General features: G+C 63.9%; 22 protein-coding genes. 14 read left to right on the plus strand and 8 right to left on the minus strand.

Annotated elements, in window-relative coordinates:
- Positions 1–205: 205 nt before the first annotated feature.
- Complete coding sequence (locus tag AC0L21_RS06020; RefSeq protein WP_473259203.1) at positions 206–766, minus strand: SET domain-containing protein; 561 nt, start codon at positions 764–766, stop codon at positions 206–208.
- Between the two features lie 165 nt (positions 767–931).
- On the opposite strand from AC0L21_RS06020, the gene AC0L21_RS06025 reads away from it, so the two are divergent.
- Positions 932–1,537, plus strand: coding sequence for a hypothetical protein (locus AC0L21_RS06025; RefSeq protein WP_473259450.1), 606 nt, complete (start codon positions 932–934; stop codon positions 1,535–1,537).
- 50 nt (positions 1,538–1,587) lie between these two features.
- Here AC0L21_RS06025 and AC0L21_RS06030 read toward each other — a convergent pair whose 3' ends face one another.
- On the minus strand, positions 1,588–2,313 hold the full coding sequence (locus AC0L21_RS06030; protein ID WP_473259206.1) for a TetR/AcrR family transcriptional regulator: 726 nt from the start codon (positions 2,311–2,313) through the stop codon (positions 1,588–1,590).
- A 106-nt stretch (positions 2,314–2,419) separates the two neighbouring features.
- Here AC0L21_RS06030 and AC0L21_RS06035 point away from each other — a divergent pair, with 106 nt between their 5' ends.
- The 6 genes from AC0L21_RS06035 (at position 2,420) to AC0L21_RS06060 (ending at position 6,684) form a co-directional block, all read left to right on the plus strand.
- On the plus strand, positions 2,420–3,817 hold the full coding sequence (locus AC0L21_RS06035) for a carotenoid oxygenase family protein (RefSeq protein ID WP_473259209.1): 1,398 nt from the start codon (positions 2,420–2,422) through the stop codon (positions 3,815–3,817).
- Between the two features lie 41 nt (positions 3,818–3,858).
- Positions 3,859–4,128, plus strand: a complete 270-nt coding sequence (locus tag AC0L21_RS06040; RefSeq protein WP_473259211.1) for a hypothetical protein — start codon at positions 3,859–3,861, stop codon at positions 4,126–4,128.
- Positions 4,129–4,205: 77 nt separating this feature from the next.
- Positions 4,206–4,781: a hypothetical protein gene (locus AC0L21_RS06045; RefSeq protein ID WP_473259213.1), complete on the plus strand. Its 576-nt coding sequence runs from the start codon at positions 4,206–4,208 to the stop codon at positions 4,779–4,781.
- Positions 4,782–4,793: 12 nt separating this feature from the next.
- Positions 4,794–5,348 carry an inner membrane-spanning protein YciB gene (locus AC0L21_RS06050; RefSeq protein WP_473259215.1) on the plus strand — a complete coding sequence of 185 codons (555 nt, stop codon included), beginning with the start codon at positions 4,794–4,796 and terminating at the stop codon, positions 5,346–5,348.
- Between the two features lie 104 nt (positions 5,349–5,452).
- A complete protein-coding gene (locus AC0L21_RS06055; protein WP_473259217.1) occupies positions 5,453–5,749 on the plus strand; it encodes a hypothetical protein in 297 nt (98 codons plus the stop codon).
- Positions 5,750–5,763: 14 nt separating this feature from the next.
- Positions 5,764–6,684 carry an SH3 domain-containing protein gene (locus AC0L21_RS06060; protein ID WP_473259218.1) on the plus strand — a complete coding sequence of 307 codons (921 nt, stop codon included), beginning with the start codon at positions 5,764–5,766 and terminating at the stop codon, positions 6,682–6,684.
- A 156-nt stretch (positions 6,685–6,840) separates the two neighbouring features.
- On the opposite strand, the gene AC0L21_RS06065 is transcribed toward AC0L21_RS06060, so the two are convergent.
- A complete protein-coding gene (locus AC0L21_RS06065; protein WP_473259221.1) occupies positions 6,841–8,496 on the minus strand; it encodes a fumarate hydratase in 1,656 nt (551 codons plus the stop codon).
- Positions 8,497–8,740: 244 nt separating this feature from the next.
- Here AC0L21_RS06065 and AC0L21_RS06070 point away from each other — a divergent pair, with 244 nt between their 5' ends.
- The 3 genes from AC0L21_RS06070 (at position 8,741) to AC0L21_RS06080 (ending at position 10,416) form a co-directional block, all read left to right on the plus strand.
- Positions 8,741–9,214 carry a hypothetical protein gene (locus tag AC0L21_RS06070; RefSeq protein ID WP_473259223.1) on the plus strand — a complete coding sequence of 158 codons (474 nt, stop codon included), beginning with the start codon at positions 8,741–8,743 and terminating at the stop codon, positions 9,212–9,214.
- 237 nt (positions 9,215–9,451) lie between these two features.
- A complete protein-coding gene (locus AC0L21_RS06075) occupies positions 9,452–9,625 on the plus strand; it encodes a hypothetical protein (protein WP_473259226.1) in 174 nt (57 codons plus the stop codon).
- 116 nt (positions 9,626–9,741) lie between these two features.
- Positions 9,742–10,416: a methyltransferase family protein gene (locus AC0L21_RS06080; protein ID WP_473259228.1), complete on the plus strand. Its 675-nt coding sequence runs from the start codon at positions 9,742–9,744 to the stop codon at positions 10,414–10,416.
- Between the two features lie 33 nt (positions 10,417–10,449).
- On the opposite strand, the gene AC0L21_RS06085 is transcribed toward AC0L21_RS06080, so the two are convergent.
- From AC0L21_RS06085 to AC0L21_RS06095, 3 genes are all read right to left on the minus strand, one after another.
- Positions 10,450–11,157 carry a glutathione S-transferase gene (locus tag AC0L21_RS06085; RefSeq protein WP_473259230.1) on the minus strand — a complete coding sequence of 236 codons (708 nt, stop codon included), beginning with the start codon at positions 11,155–11,157 and terminating at the stop codon, positions 10,450–10,452.
- 78 nt (positions 11,158–11,235) lie between these two features.
- Positions 11,236–11,916: a lectin gene (locus tag AC0L21_RS06090; protein WP_473259234.1), complete on the minus strand. Its 681-nt coding sequence runs from the start codon at positions 11,914–11,916 to the stop codon at positions 11,236–11,238.
- Between the two features lie 57 nt (positions 11,917–11,973).
- Positions 11,974–12,159 (minus strand): hypothetical protein, encoded by a 186-nt coding sequence (locus tag AC0L21_RS06095; RefSeq protein WP_473259236.1) that lies wholly within the window; start codon positions 12,157–12,159, stop codon positions 11,974–11,976.
- 120 nt (positions 12,160–12,279) lie between these two features.
- Between AC0L21_RS06095 and AC0L21_RS06100 the strand changes: the two genes are divergently transcribed.
- From AC0L21_RS06100 to AC0L21_RS06115, 4 genes are all read left to right on the plus strand, one after another.
- Entirely contained in the window at positions 12,280–13,293 is a 1,014-nt protein-coding gene (locus AC0L21_RS06100; protein WP_473259239.1) for an NrtA/SsuA/CpmA family ABC transporter substrate-binding protein, read from the plus strand.
- 14 nt (positions 13,294–13,307) lie between these two features.
- Positions 13,308–14,132 carry an ABC transporter permease gene (locus AC0L21_RS06105; protein ID WP_007602162.1) on the plus strand — a complete coding sequence of 275 codons (825 nt, stop codon included), beginning with the start codon at positions 13,308–13,310 and terminating at the stop codon, positions 14,130–14,132.
- Between the two features lie 20 nt (positions 14,133–14,152).
- A complete protein-coding gene (locus tag AC0L21_RS06110) occupies positions 14,153–14,992 on the plus strand; it encodes an ABC transporter ATP-binding protein (RefSeq protein WP_473259453.1) in 840 nt (279 codons plus the stop codon).
- Between the two features lie 88 nt (positions 14,993–15,080).
- Positions 15,081–15,806 carry a Crp/Fnr family transcriptional regulator gene (locus tag AC0L21_RS06115; protein WP_473259242.1) on the plus strand — a complete coding sequence of 242 codons (726 nt, stop codon included), beginning with the start codon at positions 15,081–15,083 and terminating at the stop codon, positions 15,804–15,806.
- Positions 15,807–15,816: 10 nt separating this feature from the next.
- On the opposite strand, the gene atzF is transcribed toward AC0L21_RS06115, so the two are convergent.
- A complete protein-coding gene (atzF, locus tag AC0L21_RS06120; RefSeq protein ID WP_473259244.1) occupies positions 15,817–17,202 on the minus strand; it encodes an allophanate hydrolase in 1,386 nt (461 codons plus the stop codon).
- A 167-nt stretch (positions 17,203–17,369) separates the two neighbouring features.
- Positions 17,370–18,374 (minus strand): Tim44 domain-containing protein, encoded by a 1,005-nt coding sequence (locus AC0L21_RS06125; protein ID WP_473259246.1) that lies wholly within the window; start codon positions 18,372–18,374, stop codon positions 17,370–17,372.
- Positions 18,375–18,530 lie beyond the last annotated feature (156 nt).

An 18,530-nucleotide genomic window follows, 5' to 3' on the forward strand; every position in this document is an offset into this window, starting at 1 on the left:
TTTTTTGCCCTATTTTTATTTTGTGGCTTCGGTCATGGGGGGTTGTGTGCTGGCCGGTTCCGCCAAAATAGATTCGTTGTCGCCCCCGGGTTGGCGCGGCCGACCCAGTATTCCAGAGGCAGTCGTCGCATACGGAGAGGCCGCGGCGTACTGGATGCCCCGCTTTCGCGGGGCATGACAGTTGTGCCGGAAGCTCGAACTCAGGCTACGCCCGCGCGCGCCCGTTGGCTTTGCCAACAGCGACGCCGTTGAGCTTCTTCTTTTTGGCGGCCTTCGCACCCGCCTTCTGCGCTTTGCGCTCCGTGCGCTCCTTCACCTTGGCGCGCTCGGCCCGCGCCTCGGCGCGCAGCTTCTTGCGCTTCTTCTCGCAAGATTCGCACTTGCAGCCGATCGGCTTCAGGTAGGCTTTGAAATAATCGGTGCCGTAGTCGTAGTTGATCTCATCGCCCGGCTCGATGTTCTTGATGGCGCGGATGAAGACCTTGCGCTCGCGCGGCCGGACGTCGGATTCGGCGTTGGGCCGGCACGAATGATTGATGTAGCGCGCGAGGTTCTTGCGCACCGAGCCGTCGATGGTCCAGCGGCCGTTGAGCTCGAACAGGTATTTGTTCTCTATGTCGTCGTGCTCGGGAATCCGGGAGTCCAGGATCGGTCCGTAATAACGGATGATCCGGGTGCCCTTCTTGATCGGCTTGGTGGCGAAGAGGCCGAGCCCGGTTTTCGAGCGGCCGACGCGATAAGGTTTGTTCGACGAGGTGGCTGGCATGATCACGAAAAACGAGGACGCGAACGAGGCTGAAAGAGCCCAAGCGAAGCCGCTCTTCTAGAACGATTCCGCGCCGCTGTCAGGTGCCTGTCGAGACTGTTTGAACCTTGCCCACAATCAAGACGTCTGATGGTACGGAGTTCCCGCTCGGTCAAAGGCGTCGTCATGTTCCGCATCACCACCGCAGCCATGGCCATGTTGCTGATGTGCAGCGGTCTCGACCGCGCCGACGCCCAATCCCTGGGCAGCCAATATAGCTCGACGGCCCCGAAGGATTGCCGCCAGATCGGCAAGTCCAGCGAGCTCGACGGCAGCACGACTCGGGTCTGCAAGGGCAAGGATGGCCTCGTGGTCCTGATCGCCGAGGACGATCTTCGCGAAATCGTCTCCGTCGGCCGCAATCGCAAGGCCGCGGCCGAGGAACCGGCGGCAAAAGTCTGGTTCGCTCCGTTCAACTCGTCCGAGATCACCGTCGAATGGCGCACCGCTGGGGCCAAGCCGTTTGCGATGATCCAGCGCTGGCACATCGCCGATGGCACCGATCCCGACAAGCAGGGGCGGCCGAACACCAAGGCCATGCTGATCGTGACCCGGCTGCCACCCGGCCCAGTCTGCCACGTCGCCTATGTCGACGCGATCGCCAACCCGAACGCCAATGAGCTCGCGCGCAAGGCCGCGGACGAGTTCGCCCGCAGCTTTACCTGCGGCAAGGACGAGGTGAAGATCATCGGCGCACGCGGCCGCGCGGTCGAGCTCGCGACGATGCGCTAGGCTTTCGTCTTGGCGCGACCACCGCAAAGGTTGCGTTCGTCCCGGCTGAATCAGGGACCCGGCGGCTTCCCCGTCACGGGCGACATCAGCATCGCCTCGAGCAGGCGTTCAGGCGTCGTCCCCTCGGGCAGGCGGCCCAGAATATCCTCCAGCCGCCCATCGAGCAGCAGCATGGTAAAACCGTGTACCATCGACCACGCGCGCGAGATCGCGGCGCCCTGATGGAGCGTCAGCGCGTCGCCGCTGATCTGCTCCTGCCGCATCATGCCGACGGCATTGGCGAGCCCGGCGAAGGACGCCTCGGCGGCCTCGTGCAGCGACGGCCTGGAATAGTCGAGGCGCTCGGTGCGGAACATGATGCCGTACATGCCGGGATGAGCCTGGGCATAGGCAACATAGGCCTTCGGCCGCGCTAGCGCGCGCTCGAGCGGGGTGGCGGCGGCGTCGCAGGACGACGCCATCGCCGCATTGAACTGGCGGAAGCCGACTGCAGCGAGCTCACTGAGAAGCCCGGTGAGGTCGCCGAAATGATGGGTGGGCGCGGCGTGTGAGACGCCCGCCTCGCGCGCCACCGCGCGCAATGTCAGGCCGGCGAGCCCGTCACGCTCCAGCACTCGTTCGGCGGCCTGGAGCAGCGCCTCGCGTAGCGCGCCATGGTGATAGGGCGCCTCGGCCTTGACGCTCGCCGGCCGTCGGGCGGGACGCGCCGGCGCGCTCGCCTTCTTTGGGGTGCGCGCACCGCGCGCGGTTTCTGTCCTGATTTCTCTCTTGCCCATGCGCCAGCTATAGGACGCAATATTGACAGTGTAAAGATTTCACTTGACCAAGCCCCCTCGCACGGCTATTTGATCTTGACGATGTAAAGATAAGGAAGGATATGCCGTGCAGCAGGACGCCGTTGCCGAACGCCGCCACAACCTCGGTCCGATCCCGTTCGAAGCCGACGCGCCCTTCCTGAAAATCGTCGGTGAATTGCCCCGCGAGCTGAACGGCACGCTCTATCGCAACGGCCCCAATCCGCAGTTTGACTCGCCTGGCGCGCACTGGTTCGTCGGCGACGGCATGCTGCACGCCTTTCGCCTCGAGAACGGCCGCGCCAGCCATCGCAATCGGTGGGTCCGGACGCCGAAATGGCTGGCCGAGCACGATGCCGGCCGCGCGTTGTTCGGCGGCTTCGGCCGCAAGCTGCCGGATGCCCCAACGAACCTGACCGACGGCGGCGTTGCGAATACCAACATCATCTTCCATGCCGGCAAGCTGCTTGCGCTGGAGGAGTTGCATCTGCCGACCGAGATCGAGCCCGGCACGCTGGCGACGCGCGGCTATCACAATTATCAGGGCCGCATCGCCGGCACCTTCACCGCGCATCCGAAGATCGATCCTGTGACCGGCGAGCTGGTGTTCTTCGGCTACAATGCCGCGGGACCGCTGACGCCCGCCCTCTCCTACGGATCAATCGATGCGTCCGGCAAGGCGACGCGCTTCGAACGATTCGAGGCGCCCTATGCCAGCATGGTGCACGACTTCATCGTCACCGAGAACCATGTGTTGTTTCCGATCCTGCCCATCACCGGCAGCATGGAGCGCGCGATGAGCGGGCGGCCTCCCTATGCCTGGGAACCGGACAAGGGCGCCTATGTCGGCGTGATCAAGCGCAAGGGCAGCGCAAAGGACATCGTCTGGTTCCGCGCTGAAGCCTGTTACGTCTTCCACGTCATGAATGCGTGGGAGGACGGTAACCGCATCATCGCCGACGTCATGCAGTTCGAGGAAGCGCCGCTGTTTCCGCATCCCGACGGTCGGCAGACCGATCCGGAGAAGTCGCGCGCCCGCCATTGCCGCTGGACGTTCGATCTCTCAGGCGACACCGACCGCTTCCAGCAGACCTATCTCGACGATCTCACCGGCGAATTCCCGCGCATCGACGACCGCCGCGCCGGATTGAAGAGCGGTCACGGCTGGTACGCCTGCGCCAATCCGAAGCTGCCGATGTTCGGCGCGCTGTCCGGCGTCGTCCATGTCGACGGTCATGGAAGGCGTCTCGGCCATTACCTGCTGCCGGTCGGCGACACCATTTCCGAACCCGTCTTCGTCGAGCGGTCGCAGGATGCCGCGGAAGGCGACGGCTGGCTGCTGGCGGTGGTCTGGCGCGCGCGGGAAAACCGCAGCGACCTCGCCGTGTTCAACGCCACGGATGTCGAGGCCGGTCCCGTCGCGCTGGTGCAACTCGGCCATCGCGTGCCCGACGGTTTTCACGGCAATTGGGTCGGCGCGCGGTAGCTCTCCTCTCGACATCGCTGATGTCACCAAAAAGGTCTCTCATGCATATGCCCTCGATCGCCGCGGACCGCCTCGCTGTCCTGATCCTGGTCCTGATCTGCGCCGGGATCACGCTCCAGATGATCTGGCCGCGGCGGGGCGGCCAAACCATTTTCAACGGCGGCATCTTGCTCGCCTTCGTCCTTTCGATCGCCTGTGCGTTACCTGTGCTGTCGCACCTGCCCTGGGCCGGATTCATCGACGGGGTGGCCGACCAAGTCGTTGCAACACTTCAGTTTTTAGAAGTCGCTTACGTCATTTTGACACTGTAAAGATTTTGCTTGACCCCGCCTCGCTCCTGACTTATTGATCTTTACACCGTAAAGATAAAGCCAGACCGAGGCGGACCATGGCGATTTTCCTGATCCTCGCGCCCTACGGCGCTTTCACCTTCCTGATGCTGATGACATCGGCCACGATCAGCGTCTTCGTAGCCTCGGCAATCTGTCTCGCTACCGTCGCGATCGATGTCGTGCGCGGCCGCTCGGTGAAGATCCTGGCCGTGGGCTCGGCACTGCTATTCGCCGCGATCGGCCTCCACCTCGCGCTGTTCGACCCGGCGCTCGGCACGCTCGGTGTCAAGCTGTCGGTCGACATCGGCATCTTCGTCATCTCGCTGGGCTCGATGCTGGTCCGCCGTCCCTTCACGCTGCAATACGCGCTCGAATCCGTGCCGGCCGAGATCGCGGCAATGCCCGGCTTCCACTATGCCAATTACGTCATCACCGGCGCTTGGACCGCGGCTGCGCTGCTGATGGCGGCCGCCAATCTCGTGCTGCTCTATGTCCCCGGCCTGCCGCTCTGGTCGAGCCTTGCGGTCGCCTTCGCCGCCCGCAATAGCGCGATCTACTTCACAAAGTGGTATCCCGAATATCGTCAGATCAAGTACGGTGCGCCGGCCAGCGCAATGCCCAACTCCCGCTGAACAGGATCGACGATGAAGGACGTATTCGCCCGCCTCGCCTCCGACCTCTTCTCCGCCATCGTCTTCCTGGTCATCTATCTCGTTACCGACAACGTCGTCCTGGCAACGTCGGTGGCGATTGCCGGAGCGATCGCGCAGGTGATCTACGCGCGCGTCAAGGGGCAGCAGCTCAATTACATGACCTATGCGAGCGTCGCGCTCGTCGTCGTGCTCGGCACGGTCACGCTGCTGACCAACGATCCCCGCTTCATGCTCGCAAAGCCCTCGATCGCGCATTTCGCGATCGGCGCCATCATGCTCAAGCGCGGCTGGATGCTGCGCTACATGCCGCCGATCGTCGCCGAGACCGTTCCGGAATATGTGACGGCTGCAGGTTATGCCTGGGCCGCGCTGATGTTCGTGATCGGCGCCGGCATGATCGCCGTCGCTTCCACAGGCGATCTGAAGCTGTGGGCGTTCTACATCACGGTGGTCGCGGGCGGCGCCAAGATCCTCGCCTTTGCCGTGCAATATGTCGTGCTCCGTCTCATCGTCACCAGCCGACGGCGCGCCGCCGCCCGCGCCTGAATGCCTCCAACGGAGCGTTAGGCGCGGGCGGCGAGTTGCGCTATACGCTCGGCCGGGACTGGTCCGCGGATCGTCGCGGTCCGCCGGGATCTTGGGAGACGCGAATGGCCGTCGACGGCAACTGGACTCTGACCCTGACGACACCCATGGGCGAGCGTAAGGCGACGCTGAGCCTGACGGCTGCCGGCGGCACGCTCACGGGGACGCAGGGTGCAGAAGGCGATACAACCGAGATTTTCGACGGCACCGTCAGCGGCGATGCGGTCAACTGGAAGGTCTCGATCACCAATCCGATGCCCTTGACGCTCGAATTCATCGGAACCGTCTCCGGCGACAGCATGAGCGGGGAGATGGGCATCGGCCCGATGGGCAGCTTCCCGTTCACCGGCACGCGCGCCTAAGCCGCGCGGCAACCGTGCGCGCGCTCGGTCTCATCGCGGCGACGATCCTGTGTTTCGCGACACAAGCGGCGCGCGCGGACGATGCCGAACCGGCGTGGCGCGCAAGCGCGCTCGCCATGGTACCGGCGGGCTATTTCGCCGGCGCGGCCTATCGAACCGAAGGTTCGACCGGCTACCTCGCCGTCTATGCGGCCTCGTCGAACGATCCGAAGTCACCTGCAAGCGTGTTCGTCGCGCGCCAGGCTCTCGTGGTCGCGCTGACGCCGGATGCGACGCGCGCAGTCTCGGCCGAATTGAAGCCGCGCAGCGGGCCCGATCCCGAAAACGACGACACTGAGTTCGCAAAGCTGCACGCCGATCTCGCCGCCAAGCGCTCAACGCTCCCCGACGGCACCGAGCCCTGCGATCTCGGCGCCTGGTCCGTGGACAAGGATCCTGGTGGCCTCAACGTGCGTGCCGAACCATCGATCAAGGCGCGTGTGCTCGGCACGCTTCCGCCGCCCTACCGGCTCAAGCTCGGCAGCAGCGAGAACACGCCCGATGGCGGCTGGCTCACCGAATTCCGCATCATCGGCTTCAAGAGCGGCTGGTTTCTGATCGAAGGCGCCAAGCCGCCGGGCAAGGACTACGAGGACGACAAGAAATATCCGCGCAGCGCGCCAAAGCCCTATGCCGGACGCGGCTGGGTCGCCTCCAACAAGGTCGGCGCGTCCTACGCGAATGGTGCAACGCGCATGGGCGGCCTGTTCCAGGCGCCGTTCATCGATGCGAAGTGGATGCCGGCCCAGCGCGAGCTCGGCGGCCCGATCGACACCGATGGCGGGCCGAAGCGCATCCTTGCGTGTAGCGGTCTCTGGGGTCTGGTCGAGAGCCAGGACGGCGTTCGCGGCTGGTGGCGCGGGCTGTGCTCCAACCAGGTCACGAATTGCAGTTAGCACGCCAAGGCATCCGCATCGTCATGGCCGGGTTTGTCCCGGCCATCCACGTCTTCCTCGCCGCACCAAGAACGTGGATGCCCGGGACAAGCCCGGGCATGACGATCGTGGTGGGATGCATGCACAATCACTCGCACGCAGGTGCGAGTGAGGCAGCTAGCCCAGATTCAGCTCCTTGAAGAAGTCATTGCCCTTGTCGTCGATGATGATGAACGCCGGGAAGTCGACGACCTCGATGCGCCAGATCGCTTCCATGCCGAGCTCGGGATATTCGAGCACCTCGACCTTCTTGATGCAGTGCTCGGCGAGGTTCGCCGCGGCGCCGCCGATCGAGCCGAGATAGAAGCCGCCATATTTCTTGCAGGCCTCACGCACGGCCGGCGCCCGGTTGCCCTTGGCGACCATCACCATCGAGCCGCCGGCGGCCTGGAACTGATCGACAAAGGAGTCCATGCGACCAGCAGTGGTCGGGCCGAACGCACCGGAGGCGTAGCCCTCGGGCGTCTTGGCGGGGCCCGCGTAATAGACGGGATGGTTCTTGAAATAGTCCGGCAGCGGCTCGCCCTTGTCGAGCCGCTCGCGCAGCTTGGCATGCGCGGAATCGCGCGCAACGATCATGGTGCCGGTCATCGAGACCCGCGTCTTGGTCGGGTACTTCGAGAACGTGGCCAGGATATCCTTCATCGGCTGGTTGAGGTCGATCTTGACGACCTCGCCGCCGAGCGACTGCTCGACCTCAGGCAGATACTGCGCCGGGTTGTGCTCGAGCTCTTCGAGATAGACGCCGTCCTTGGTGATCTTGCCGAGCACCTGGCGATCGGCCGAGCATGACACGCCGAGCCCGATCGGCAGCGAGGCACCGTGACGCGGCATGCGGATCACGCGCACGTCGTGGCAGAAATATTTTCCGCCGAACTGCGCGCCGACGCCGAGCGACTGCGTCATCTCCAGGATTTCCTGCTCCATCTCGATGTCGCGAAACGCGTTGCCGTCGGGCGAGCCGTGGGTCGGCAGCGCGTCCAGATAGCGAGCCGACGCCAGCTTCACCGTCTTCATGCAGAGCTCGGCCGAAGTGCCGCCGATCACGATGGCGAGGTGATAAGGCGGGCACGCCGCGGTGCCCAGCGTCAAGACCTTCTCCTTCAGGAAGGCGAGCAGCCGGTCCTTGGTCAGCACCGAGGGCGTGGCCTGGAACAGGAAGCTCTTGTTGGCGCTGCCGCCGCCCTTTGCCATGAACATGAACTTGTAGGCGTCATCGCCTTCGGCGTAGATCTCGCACTGCGCCGGCATGTTGTTGGCGGTGTTCTTCTCCTCGTACATCGACAAGGGCGCGACCTGCGAGTAGCGCAGATTGCGGCGCAGGTAAGCATCGCGCGCCCCTTCCGACAGCGCCGCCTCGTCGTCACCATCGGTGATGACGTTGCAGCCCTTCTTGCCCATGATGATCGCGGTGCCGGTGTCCTGGCACATCGGCAGCACGCCGCCGGCGGCGATGTTGGCGTTCTTGAGGAAGTCCAGCGCGACGAACTTGTCGTTCGGGCTCGCCTCGCCATCCTCCAGGATCGCGCGGAGCTGCTTCAGATGACCCGGCCGCAGATAGTGGTTGATGTCGCCAAAGGCCGCTTCCGACAGGGCCCGCAACGCCTCACGCGACACCACCAGCATGTCTTTCCCCAGCACCTTCTCGACCCGCACGCCCTCGGCTGTGATCTTCTTGTAGGGCGTCTCGTCCTTGCCCAGCGGAAACAGCGGCGTGTGCTTGTAAGGCGGAACGGGCTTTGCGGGGTCGGGGAAGGCGGTGGGAGCGTTCATGGGCTGGAATCTCAGGGTTTTGGGGCCCTCGCATGGGCCCCTTTCATAGAAGCGTTCTAAGCTTTTTTGCCGCAAAGGGAAGGCGCTCTGGTGCGGTCGGGCATCCCGATTCGGCGCATGGGAGCTATTTTCGGCGGCTGTCGGCGGACACCAGGCCCTCATGATGCCAGTGAAGACCCTGGGTGCACCCCTTGCGCTACGCGCGGGACGACGATTGAATGCGCCCGCTAAGGGGCTTTTCATCATGACATTGAACTTGCACGTCCGCGGCGCGATCCTGGTCGTCGCCGCCATCACCGGCCTTGTGACCCTCGCCTCTCCGGCCCGCGCGGACCGCTGCGATGACAGCGCCAAGGAGCTGGCGAACCAGGTCGATCGTCTCAAGGTGAATTTCCGCGCCGCCAACGTGGTCTACCTGACGCACCCCGCGGCCAAGGAATTGTCCGTGGCTTGCCGTGGCGACAAATATTCGATCGAGCTCTATGCCAAGGGCGATCGCAAGCCCAAGCCGGAGTTCTTTGCGCTGGTGGGGTCGATGGCGGCGATCGTCTTCACCGTGACCAAGGACGATACGACGACGGGCGCGACACGGTGCCTGAAGCGGATGGGACTCTTGCGCGGCGACAAGATCAGCATGCGTTACCGGCGTCTCAACATGGAATGCACCCGCACCAAGACGGATGCGTCCATCGCGATCACGCGCGGCAAGGACGAATAGGCGGGGCGACCCCGCTTTTTCCACGCACTCCGTCATTGCGAGCGAAGCGAAGCAATCCAGGCTGTCTCTGCGGTGACAGACTGGATTGCTTCGTCGCAAGGGCTCCTCGCAATGACGAGGAGAGGTCCGAGAGCGCATCCCACCGCACCGGATCCCTTGCATTTTAACGATTGGCTTGAAGGAAATTTCGCTCCTCGCGGCGCAGGGTCAATTGTTTCCATATGTGAGGATTTGTGGATGAGCGTTTCTACCGTTGCGCCGCCGCCGATCGCGATCGTGGTGCCGAGCTACGACACGACCAAGCAGCAGGACGATCAGATCAAGACCAAGGACAACGACCCGACCTATAAGCCGCCGCCGCCCGCGCCGCTGCCGCCGGGTCAGGGTACGCGGATCGATCAGCTCGCCTGATTGGCCGCGTCGAAGATGAAATGCCCGATCCGGTCGATCGGGCTTTTCGCGTGTCCGGCCGCATCTTCGCCGGATAGCGGTACCAATATCGTGCGCGGCTACCCTGAGACCTGCGCATGATCGCAAGACTACTGTTGCAGAGCACGATCACCACGGCCGCCATGGGCGCGCTGCTGTTCGCGTCCGCCGGGACCCTGCATTGGCCTTCGGCCTGGGTGTTACTCGCGACCTCCGCCCTGCTCGGCCCGCTCGGCGGCTGGTGGCTTTACCGGGTCGACCCCGCACTGCTCGCCGAACGCCTGCGGCCAGTCCTGCAAAAGGATCAGCCCGCTGCCGACAAGGTGTTCATGACCGTCTTCGTCGTCACGATGCTGGTCTGGCTGGCGGCGATGGGGCTCGATCGGCGTACGCTATCCTCCGACATGCCGATGACGCTGCAGATGCTCGGCCTCGCCCTGTTCCTGCTCTCGACGCTGTTCATCCTCTGGGTCTTCCGCGAGAACTCGTTTGCGGCACCCGTGGTGAAGCTGCAAGCCGAGCGCGCGCAGCGCGTGATCTCGACGGGACCTTATGCCCATGTACGCCATCCCATGTACAGCGGCATGATCCTGTTCTTCGCCGGCGTGCCGCTGCTTCTGGGCTCATGGTGGGGACTTATGATGGTGCCGCTGTTCCTCCTATTGTTTGCCATCCGCATTCGCATCGAGGAGCGCACGCTGCGCGAGGGCCTGCCGGGCTATGCCGACTATGTGACACGCGTGCGCTATCGCCTGTTTCCTGGCGTATGGTGAGCGCGCAACACCCCCTCGGCACCTCCGGACCGGCTAACCATCCAATTCGCGGTAGCGGCGGAAGATGCCCTGCTCGTTGAAGGCAATGCGGCGGCGGCTTTCGAGATAGGCCTTGATGTTCGGCCGCGTCGCGACGCGCCCGTGCAGGCCGACGAGGCCCGGGATATCGGCCTCGAACGCCTTCATCCGCATCGGAAACGCATAGCGTAGTCCCGCGACGAGCTGGAACAGCGAGAGATCGAAATGGGTCAGCTTGCGGCCGGTGACATAGGCGCCGCCATTGTCCTGAAGGAGCTGCTCGAAGTAACCGAGATATTTCGGCACGCGCTCGCCCCAGAAGTCGGCGGTGCGCTTCTTTGCCGGCGGTTTCTGATCTTCGTAGTAGAGCGAAGGCCCGAGCGGGTGATGGGTGTCGTGAATCTCGACCACGAAATCGGTGATCGTCAGCTGGAGCTGATGCACCCAGAGTTGACCCGCCTCCGACTTCGGGGCGAGGGCGTGGCGGGCGCCGAGATAGAGCAGGATGTTCGCGGTCTGGCCGATGACGAGCTTGCCGGCTTTGAGGAACGGCGGCGCAAAGGGCGGCGTGCCCTTGTGCGCGTCCATCATCTTCATCATCGCAGCTGTGCCGCGTGGGCCACGCGCCACGTCGACGTAAGCCGCGCCCGCCTCCTCCAGCGCCAGCCGCACATATTCACCGCGGCCCTGGATCTCGGGCCAATAATAGAGCTCGTATTTCATGGAAACTGTCCGTGATTGCGTTGCGGCAAGTCTAGCACGCAACCACGAACTCCATGCCGGTGGCGAGAGTTCCGCGCCTCAATTCGACGCGAAGCAATACAGCAGGCCGTCGCCGCCGGTGCTCTTCAGATCGGCCTGCGAGCAGCCGCCATCGGGACCGCGCGAAGGATGCGAGCTGTTCCACGATTTCGACGGCTCGTCATCGCGCAGGCCTTGACGGTCGGCGTGGCCAACGACCGCCGCGCCTTGCGTGCTCGACGTCCAGTTCTTGCAGGTCTTGTCGTCACCCGCGGGAAATGCGCTGCCGTCGGCTTGCGAACCCGTGAGAATGTCGTGCCGGTTCGGCGTGTCGCCGCGGCCGTTGATGACCTCGCCCTTCTCGCTGAGCGCGGTCTGCTTGGTGAGGTTGTTGGCCGCCCCGTGCAGGTCGGCAACGTCCTTGGCGATCACAGCGCCCTTGGCGTTCTGCCACGGTCCCTTGCCGATGCGGTCGCGCGCGTTGACGGCCGGCTTGCCGTCGGCCGCCTGCGTGGAGAGATAGGCGCGCCAGGTTTTGCTGCCGGCGCCGCCGGCCTGGGCCAGCTTCTGGCACTGCGCATCGGCCCCCTCCAGACCGCCGAGATCGGCGCCCTTGCCCGGCCCGTTGGAGGTGACGAAGAACGTCATGCCGGCCGATTGCGCCTGCGCCGATGGCGCCGCCAGCAAGGCCGCAGCGAGCGCGAGGCCTGAAATCGTCACGGTTCTCTCAATGCGGATCATCCTGTCCTCCCTTTGTGTTGTCGTTGGCCGCCAGATTTCAACCCGACGCAGGCCCACTTATTCCGATGCCGCGATGCGAGACGCCCAAAGAAAATGGCCAAATGCAAGAAGCACGATGTCCTGGTTTTTCATGTCGTCTGCGATCAGTTGGTCAGCGGGATCGCCGACGATTCCCAGCCGCTTCCCGACTGCCATGTCGATTAATTGCTTCCCGGGACAAGGGTGCCGGGCGAGCATACCCAATGGGCCGATCCTCAAGTGATCGTCCAGGGTAGGACGCGGGGGACTGTGGCGGGACCGTTCAGGGCGGTATCCGCGATCACATCGGGGCTGCGCAGGGCGCGGCACAAGGGGGAGATCGTCATGCACCGGACCACCATCCGCCCAATCACGACAATTGCCGGCCGTGCCACCCTTTGCTGCCTTGCCGTCGGTCTTTCCATCGGTCCGAACTGCGCCTTGGCCGCGGAACTGCTCAAAGCCCGACTTGCGCAAAACCTCGGACCGATCTCCGGCATTGCGATCGTCGCCAAATCGAAGGGAATCTTCGAAAAGAACGGACTGGACATCACGGTCTCGAACTTCACGTCCGGCAAGCAGTGCCTGGACACGGTGATCGGGGGTGGCGCCGACGTTGCGACGACGGCCGAGGCGCCGGTCACCGCTTCGGCGATGGCAAACCAGCCCATCGCGTTCGTCGCCGGCATGGAATATTCCGATCTCAAGACGCTGGTCGCGGCCAAGGCCGGCATCAAGACCAAGGAAGATCTTCGCGGCAAGCGAATAGCCTTCACTGCCGGCACAGGCAGCGAGGTTTACACGGCGACCTTGCTGAAGTCGGTGGGATTGACGCCCAAGGATGTCACCCTCGTCAATCTGCGGCCGCAGGAGATGCTGCCGGCACTTGCAGCCGGAAGCATCGACGCGTTCGACACCTGGGAGCCCCACGTCGCCAACGCGAAGAAGGCCCTGGGCGAAGCCGTTACTGAGGTCGATACAAAGGGCACCTACTCCGAGACGTTCAATATCGTCGTCATGAAGTCCTATCTGGACGCCAACCCCGTGCTGGTTGAGAAATTCATCGCTGCACTGATCGATGCCGAGATCTGGATGAAGGCACACCCGGATGAAGCAATTACGACAGTGGCGGACGCAGTCGGAATGAAGCGGGACGAACTCGCCCCGATCTGGGCCGACTATGTTTACCGGGTGCGTCTCGATGACCGGCTGATCGAGATTCTGAAGACCCATTCCGCATGGCGCCTCGAGAGCGGCAACCATCCTCCGGGAGCGGCGATGCCCGACTTCAGCAAGATCATCGTCACCGAGCCACTGAAAAAGGTCGACCCCGCACGCGTCACCCTGTCGTGGAAATAGGCACCCGCGCGGCCATGCAGGAAGCCACTTCAGCGGGACGCGATATTGCCATCCGCGCTGGCGGTCGCGCTCGGCGGCCGAATTCAGTTCGGCTTCGCCGCCTCAATATTCTGGTCGGGGCGCTTTCGCTTCCCTTGTTCATTGGGCTCTGGGAACTGATCTCCCGTTCGGGGACCGTCAACATGGTGCTGTTTCCACCGCCGACGGTGGTTGCTGCGGCCGTGCTTGAGTGGATACGAAGCGGACAGTTCTTTAGCGATCTGTTGGCCAGCCTCTTTCGCGTGACCACGGGATTCATCATAGGCGGCGCGCTCGGCATCCTGCTCGGTGTTCTCACCGGCCAATTCCCCGTTATCTCGAGCTTGCTGTCCCCGCTATTCCATATCTTGCGGCCTATTCCGCCGATTGCGTTCGTGCCGATCGTCATCCTCTGGTTCGGTCTGTCGGAGGCGGGAAAATTGTTCCTCGTCGTATGGGGCGTATTCTTCACGGTATGGCTTTCGACTCACATCGGCGTGCAGAAGGTCGACCGTGGTCTAATTCGGGCCGCGTTGATGCTCGGCACGCCCCGACGGCAGATGCTGCAGGAGATCGTACTGCTGGGCGCGCTTCCCTACATTGTGGTCGGGTTGCGCACCGCCGTCAGCATCTCCTTCTACACGCTTGTCGCGGCTGAACTGGCCGGCGCTTTCGCCGGCATTGTCTACAGGATCGAGATTGCGCAGCAGAATTTGCAAACGGGCCAGGTCATGGGCGGGCTCGCAGCGCTCGGGTTGATGTCGTTCATAGCCGACCGGCTGTTTGCGGCTCTTGCCGAACGTATCGTCTGGTGGCGCTGATGTCGGGATCTCGATCGGGTATGAAACTGGTGCTGGCAAGTTCGCCTGCCTCCGTCGAATCGGCGCGGAAACAACCGGCCATTCAAGTCTCGAACCTGAGCATCGTCTTCGACACCAAGCGCGGGCAAATCATCGCGGTCGATCGCGTTTCGTTTGACGTGGCGCCTGGCGAGTTCGTTTGCATCGCCGGTCCCTCCGGCTGCGGCAAGTCGACGGTGCTCAATACGATCGCCGGGCTGAAAGTGCCGTTCGAAGGCGAGATCCTGGTCGAGGGCGCGCCCGTCTACAGTCCGCGTCCCGATGTCGGCATGGTGTTCCAGCAGCCGCATCTCTTTCCCTGGAAGTCCGTCCGCAGCAACATCGCCCACGGTCCCAGGATGCTCGGGAAGTCCAGGACGGAAGCGTATGCCATCGCCGACGATCTGATCGCGATGGTCGGCCTCAAGCGTTTCGCCGACGCTTACCCGAACACGCTGTCCGGCGGCATGCAACAGCGCGTGGCGATCGCACGAGCGCTGGCCAATCAGCCCCGTGTGCTGCTGATGGACGAGCCCTTCGGGGCGCTCGACGCGCAGACCCGCGCGGTGATGCAAGACAATCTGCTGGCGCTGCGCGACCGGATCAAGGCGACAATCGTATTCGTGACGCACGACATCGATGAAGCCATCGTGCTGGCCGACCGCGTTCTCATCATGAGCGCGGGACCCGGCCGCATCCTGCGCGAAGTCGCGGTCAAGCTGCCGCGCCCACGGTCGAGTTCTGTCATGGTCGAGCCAGCTTATCTGTCGCTCAAGAAGGATTGTCTCGACGTCATCCGCGCGGAAGGGTTGCGGGCGTTCAATCAGTCGGACGCGGACTGACGACGCGGAGCCCGCGGGTCTGAGGCGACGCAGCGGGCTGGCATGGTTCTTGAATAGTCGATGCCGGGTCTCACCTGCGGAGCCGGCCATGCACAGGGCGAACAGCGCGATAGCGGCAGGTGTGATGCTCGCGGAGTCGGACGATCTCGTCAGACCGCTGCCCGGCTTGCTGGATGGTCTCAACCGGGCTGATTGCAATCGCTTGCGTGCGATCGGACGCGAAAAGATCCTGGAAGCCGGCCAACTGGTTTGGTCTCAGGGCGACGCACAGGCCGGGATCTACCTGATCAGCGAGGGACGCATACGCAGCTACTATGCTGCACCGTCGGGGCGGGAAGTCACGCTCGCCTATTGGTTTCCCGGCAACTTCGTCGGAGGGCCCGACATATTCGGGACGGGCCCGCACATGTGGACATCGGTTGCGGCCGAGCGCAGCCGGTTGACGTTCATGCCCGGACCGGCGCTGCGGCGGCTTGCGCTGGAATGGCCGACGATTGCCGTCGCCTTGCTGGATGCCCTGGCATTCAAGGCGCGATGCTATTCGGCGATGGCCCAGATGCTGGGGACGCGCTCGGTGACCGAGCGGTTGCACAGCCTGCTGATCTTCCTGTCGCATGTCTACGGCGTGAAGCGCGACAACGAGGTCGTCGTCGGCATGCCGTTCACCCACGGTGATCTCGCCAACCTCATCGGATCCACCCGCCAATGGGTGACCGTGCAACTCGCGCGGCTCCAGGACGAAGGCGTGATCAGATACGAAAGATCCGTGATTTCGATCCTGGATGTTTCTACGCTCGGGCAGGCAATGGGATAATGTCCGCCCTTTAGCCGCCAGACTTCAATTCGAATGCCGATCCGTCTGCGCCAGCCTCGAATCGCCGTGCCAGTCCGATCAGCGCGCGATCGTGCCAGGCCGGCGCCAGCAGGGTCACGCCCATGGGCATGCCGTTTGGCAATTTCGCATTCGGAACGGCGACGCCGCAGAGATCGAGTAGATTGGCAAAGTACGAGTAGTAGCCCAGACGATTGTTGAGGGTGATCGGATCGCGATGCATCTCCTCAAGTGTGAACGGCCGCGGTGCAGTCGGAACCACCAGGGTGTCGATGCCGGCAAAGATTGCTTCGGCGTCGCGGCGAAGCCGGTGCAGCCGGTGAATGGCGCCAAACGTGTCGATCGCCGAATAGCCGGCGGCTGAGCCCAGCACGGTCCTCGTGACATCAAGCAAGGAGCCGGATTCGACGTCGATGAGCGAAGCGATGGCGGAGTGCCGCTCCGCGACCCAGGGACCGCTGAACATCAACTCCCCGGCCTGGCGGAATGGGGCGAAGTCCACCTCGATCGCCGTTCCTCCGATATGAGCAAGACGTTCGCAGGCGCTCTCGTAGAGTTCGCCGCATTCCGACATGCCGAAGCATTCGAGATCTGCTGGCGCAACGCGGCCGAACCGGAATGATGCCGCCGCCCCGTTGGCGGGGAAAAAGGTTCTGGGCAGGCGGCTGTAGGGATCTTCGAAATCAAACCCTTCGATGATGTCGAGGATTGCTTCGCCGTCGCTGACGGTATTGCAGAATACCGACACGCAATCGATCGTCGGACAATTCGGCACCAGGCCACGTGATGACACCAGCCCAACGGTCGGCTTAATTCCGACGACGTTGTTGAATCCGGCAGGTATGCGCCCCGAGCCGCCGGTATCGGTGCCGAGCGCAAAGGCGACGTGCCCGGCCGCCACGGCGACCGCGGAGCCGGAACTGGAGCCGCCCGCAACATAGCGCGCATCGGCAACCGACGCGCAGGGGCCATGGGGCGAGCGCACGCCGGATAGGCCTGTGGCGAACTGATCGAGATTGGTCTTTCCGAGGCAAATTGCGCCGGCTGCGGTGAGACGTTCGACGCTATGAGCAGAATGCCAGGGCGTGTAGCTGAACGCCGGACATGCGGCAGTGGTCGGCATTCCCGCGACGTCGATATTGTCCTTCACACCAAATGGAATGCCGAGCAGCGGAAGATCCTCGCCCGTCCGCGCGCGCGCCACCAGCTTATGGCATTCTTCGAGTGCCTCCTGCCGCGGACGAAGATAGATCCAGCAATTGCGGTCGCGCTCGGCCTCGATCCGGTCATACGCGGTTCCGATCGCCTCCAGCAGCAACGACGAACTCCTGGCAATGCCTTCGTAGTTTGTCCTGAGGCGCGCGACACACTGGCTCACGGAATATCTCCACATCCAACCGGCAGGCGCGAAATTGCGGCAGCGCTGCGCGGCCAACAAGCAATTAAGTGCTTCGCCCAAATGGCCGCCTGACCGGAAACGCGCCGCTCAAACAAAAAGGGCGCCGTGCCGAAGCACGACGCCCTCGTTTGTCGCTATACGCGCGATCAGTTGGTCTGCTGGATCGCCGACAATTCCCAGGCGCCGCCCGGACGTCGGGCAAAGGTCCAGACTTCGGTGGCCTCGCCCGGCTGCTCGCTGCCGGCGACAATTGCGCCGGTATTGCGATCGAGCGTCTTGTCGGTGAGCGCGAAGCGCAGCGCCACCGTTGCGTAATCGGTCTCGCCTTCGCGCCAGGCTTCCGCGAGGTCGCCCTGCAGCAGCTTCACGCCGCTGACCTTGTTGACGACATTGCGCGCGCGGTTCTGGCCAAGGTCCTGCTCGAAATAGGAGACCATTTCCGGCGTCGCCAGCGTGTGCAGCTTGGCCACGTCCTCATTCGACCACGCGGTCTGGACATCGCCGAGCAGGCGCTCGAACGCTTCATAGTCGTCCGGCTTGATCTCGAGCGGCGCGTTGTTGGCACCGAAGCCGAAGCCGCCGCCAAGACCGCCACCAAGGCCACTACGATTGTTCGCCTGCGGTCCCGGACCGGCACCGGCGTCAGCGTTGGCATAGGCCGCCTGCGGGGTGTGGCGGCGCTGCCACCAGGACATCGCCAGCCGAACCACGACCACCACGAGCACGATCTGGATGATCAGGCCGATGATCGACGAGAGGCCGCCGAGCCCGCCGAACAGGCCACCGCCGAACAGCATGCCGAGCAGGCCCGCGCCGAGGAACCCGGCCGCAAGGCCGCCCAGGAAACCGCCGCCGCGGCCGAACAGGCCGCCGCGCGCAGGTGCGGCGGCAGCCGAATTCATGCCTGCGCCCGGCTGGGTGTAGGTCCGATTGAACTGCGAGGTCGAGCCCGGCGCGGTCGTGGTCGACGGCGGGGCCGAATAGGTGCGCGAACCGCGCGAACCCGACGACATACCGCCACCGACGCGCGCGTCGGCGGACGAGATCGCCAGCGCAGTCGGCAGCGCAAGCGCCAGCACGACGGCAATCGTCTTGAAGAGACTGCGGGAGCGTTGCGAGAAATTCATGTTGGTTTCCCAGATCCCCGGCATGGGGACGTGCCCCTAAGATGGGCAGCCTTCCGTAAAAAGGAAGCCACTATCGGAACTTATGGCTGCGGCCCTCAGTCGCGGGGATGTGGCAAAAGCCCATCTTTGGCGGCAGCTTGGCCGCGTGTGCGAAGGAGCCGCGGTCGCGGGTTACCGGCG

The sequence above is a fragment of the Bradyrhizobium sp. WSM4873 genome (genome assembly GCF_055811355.1).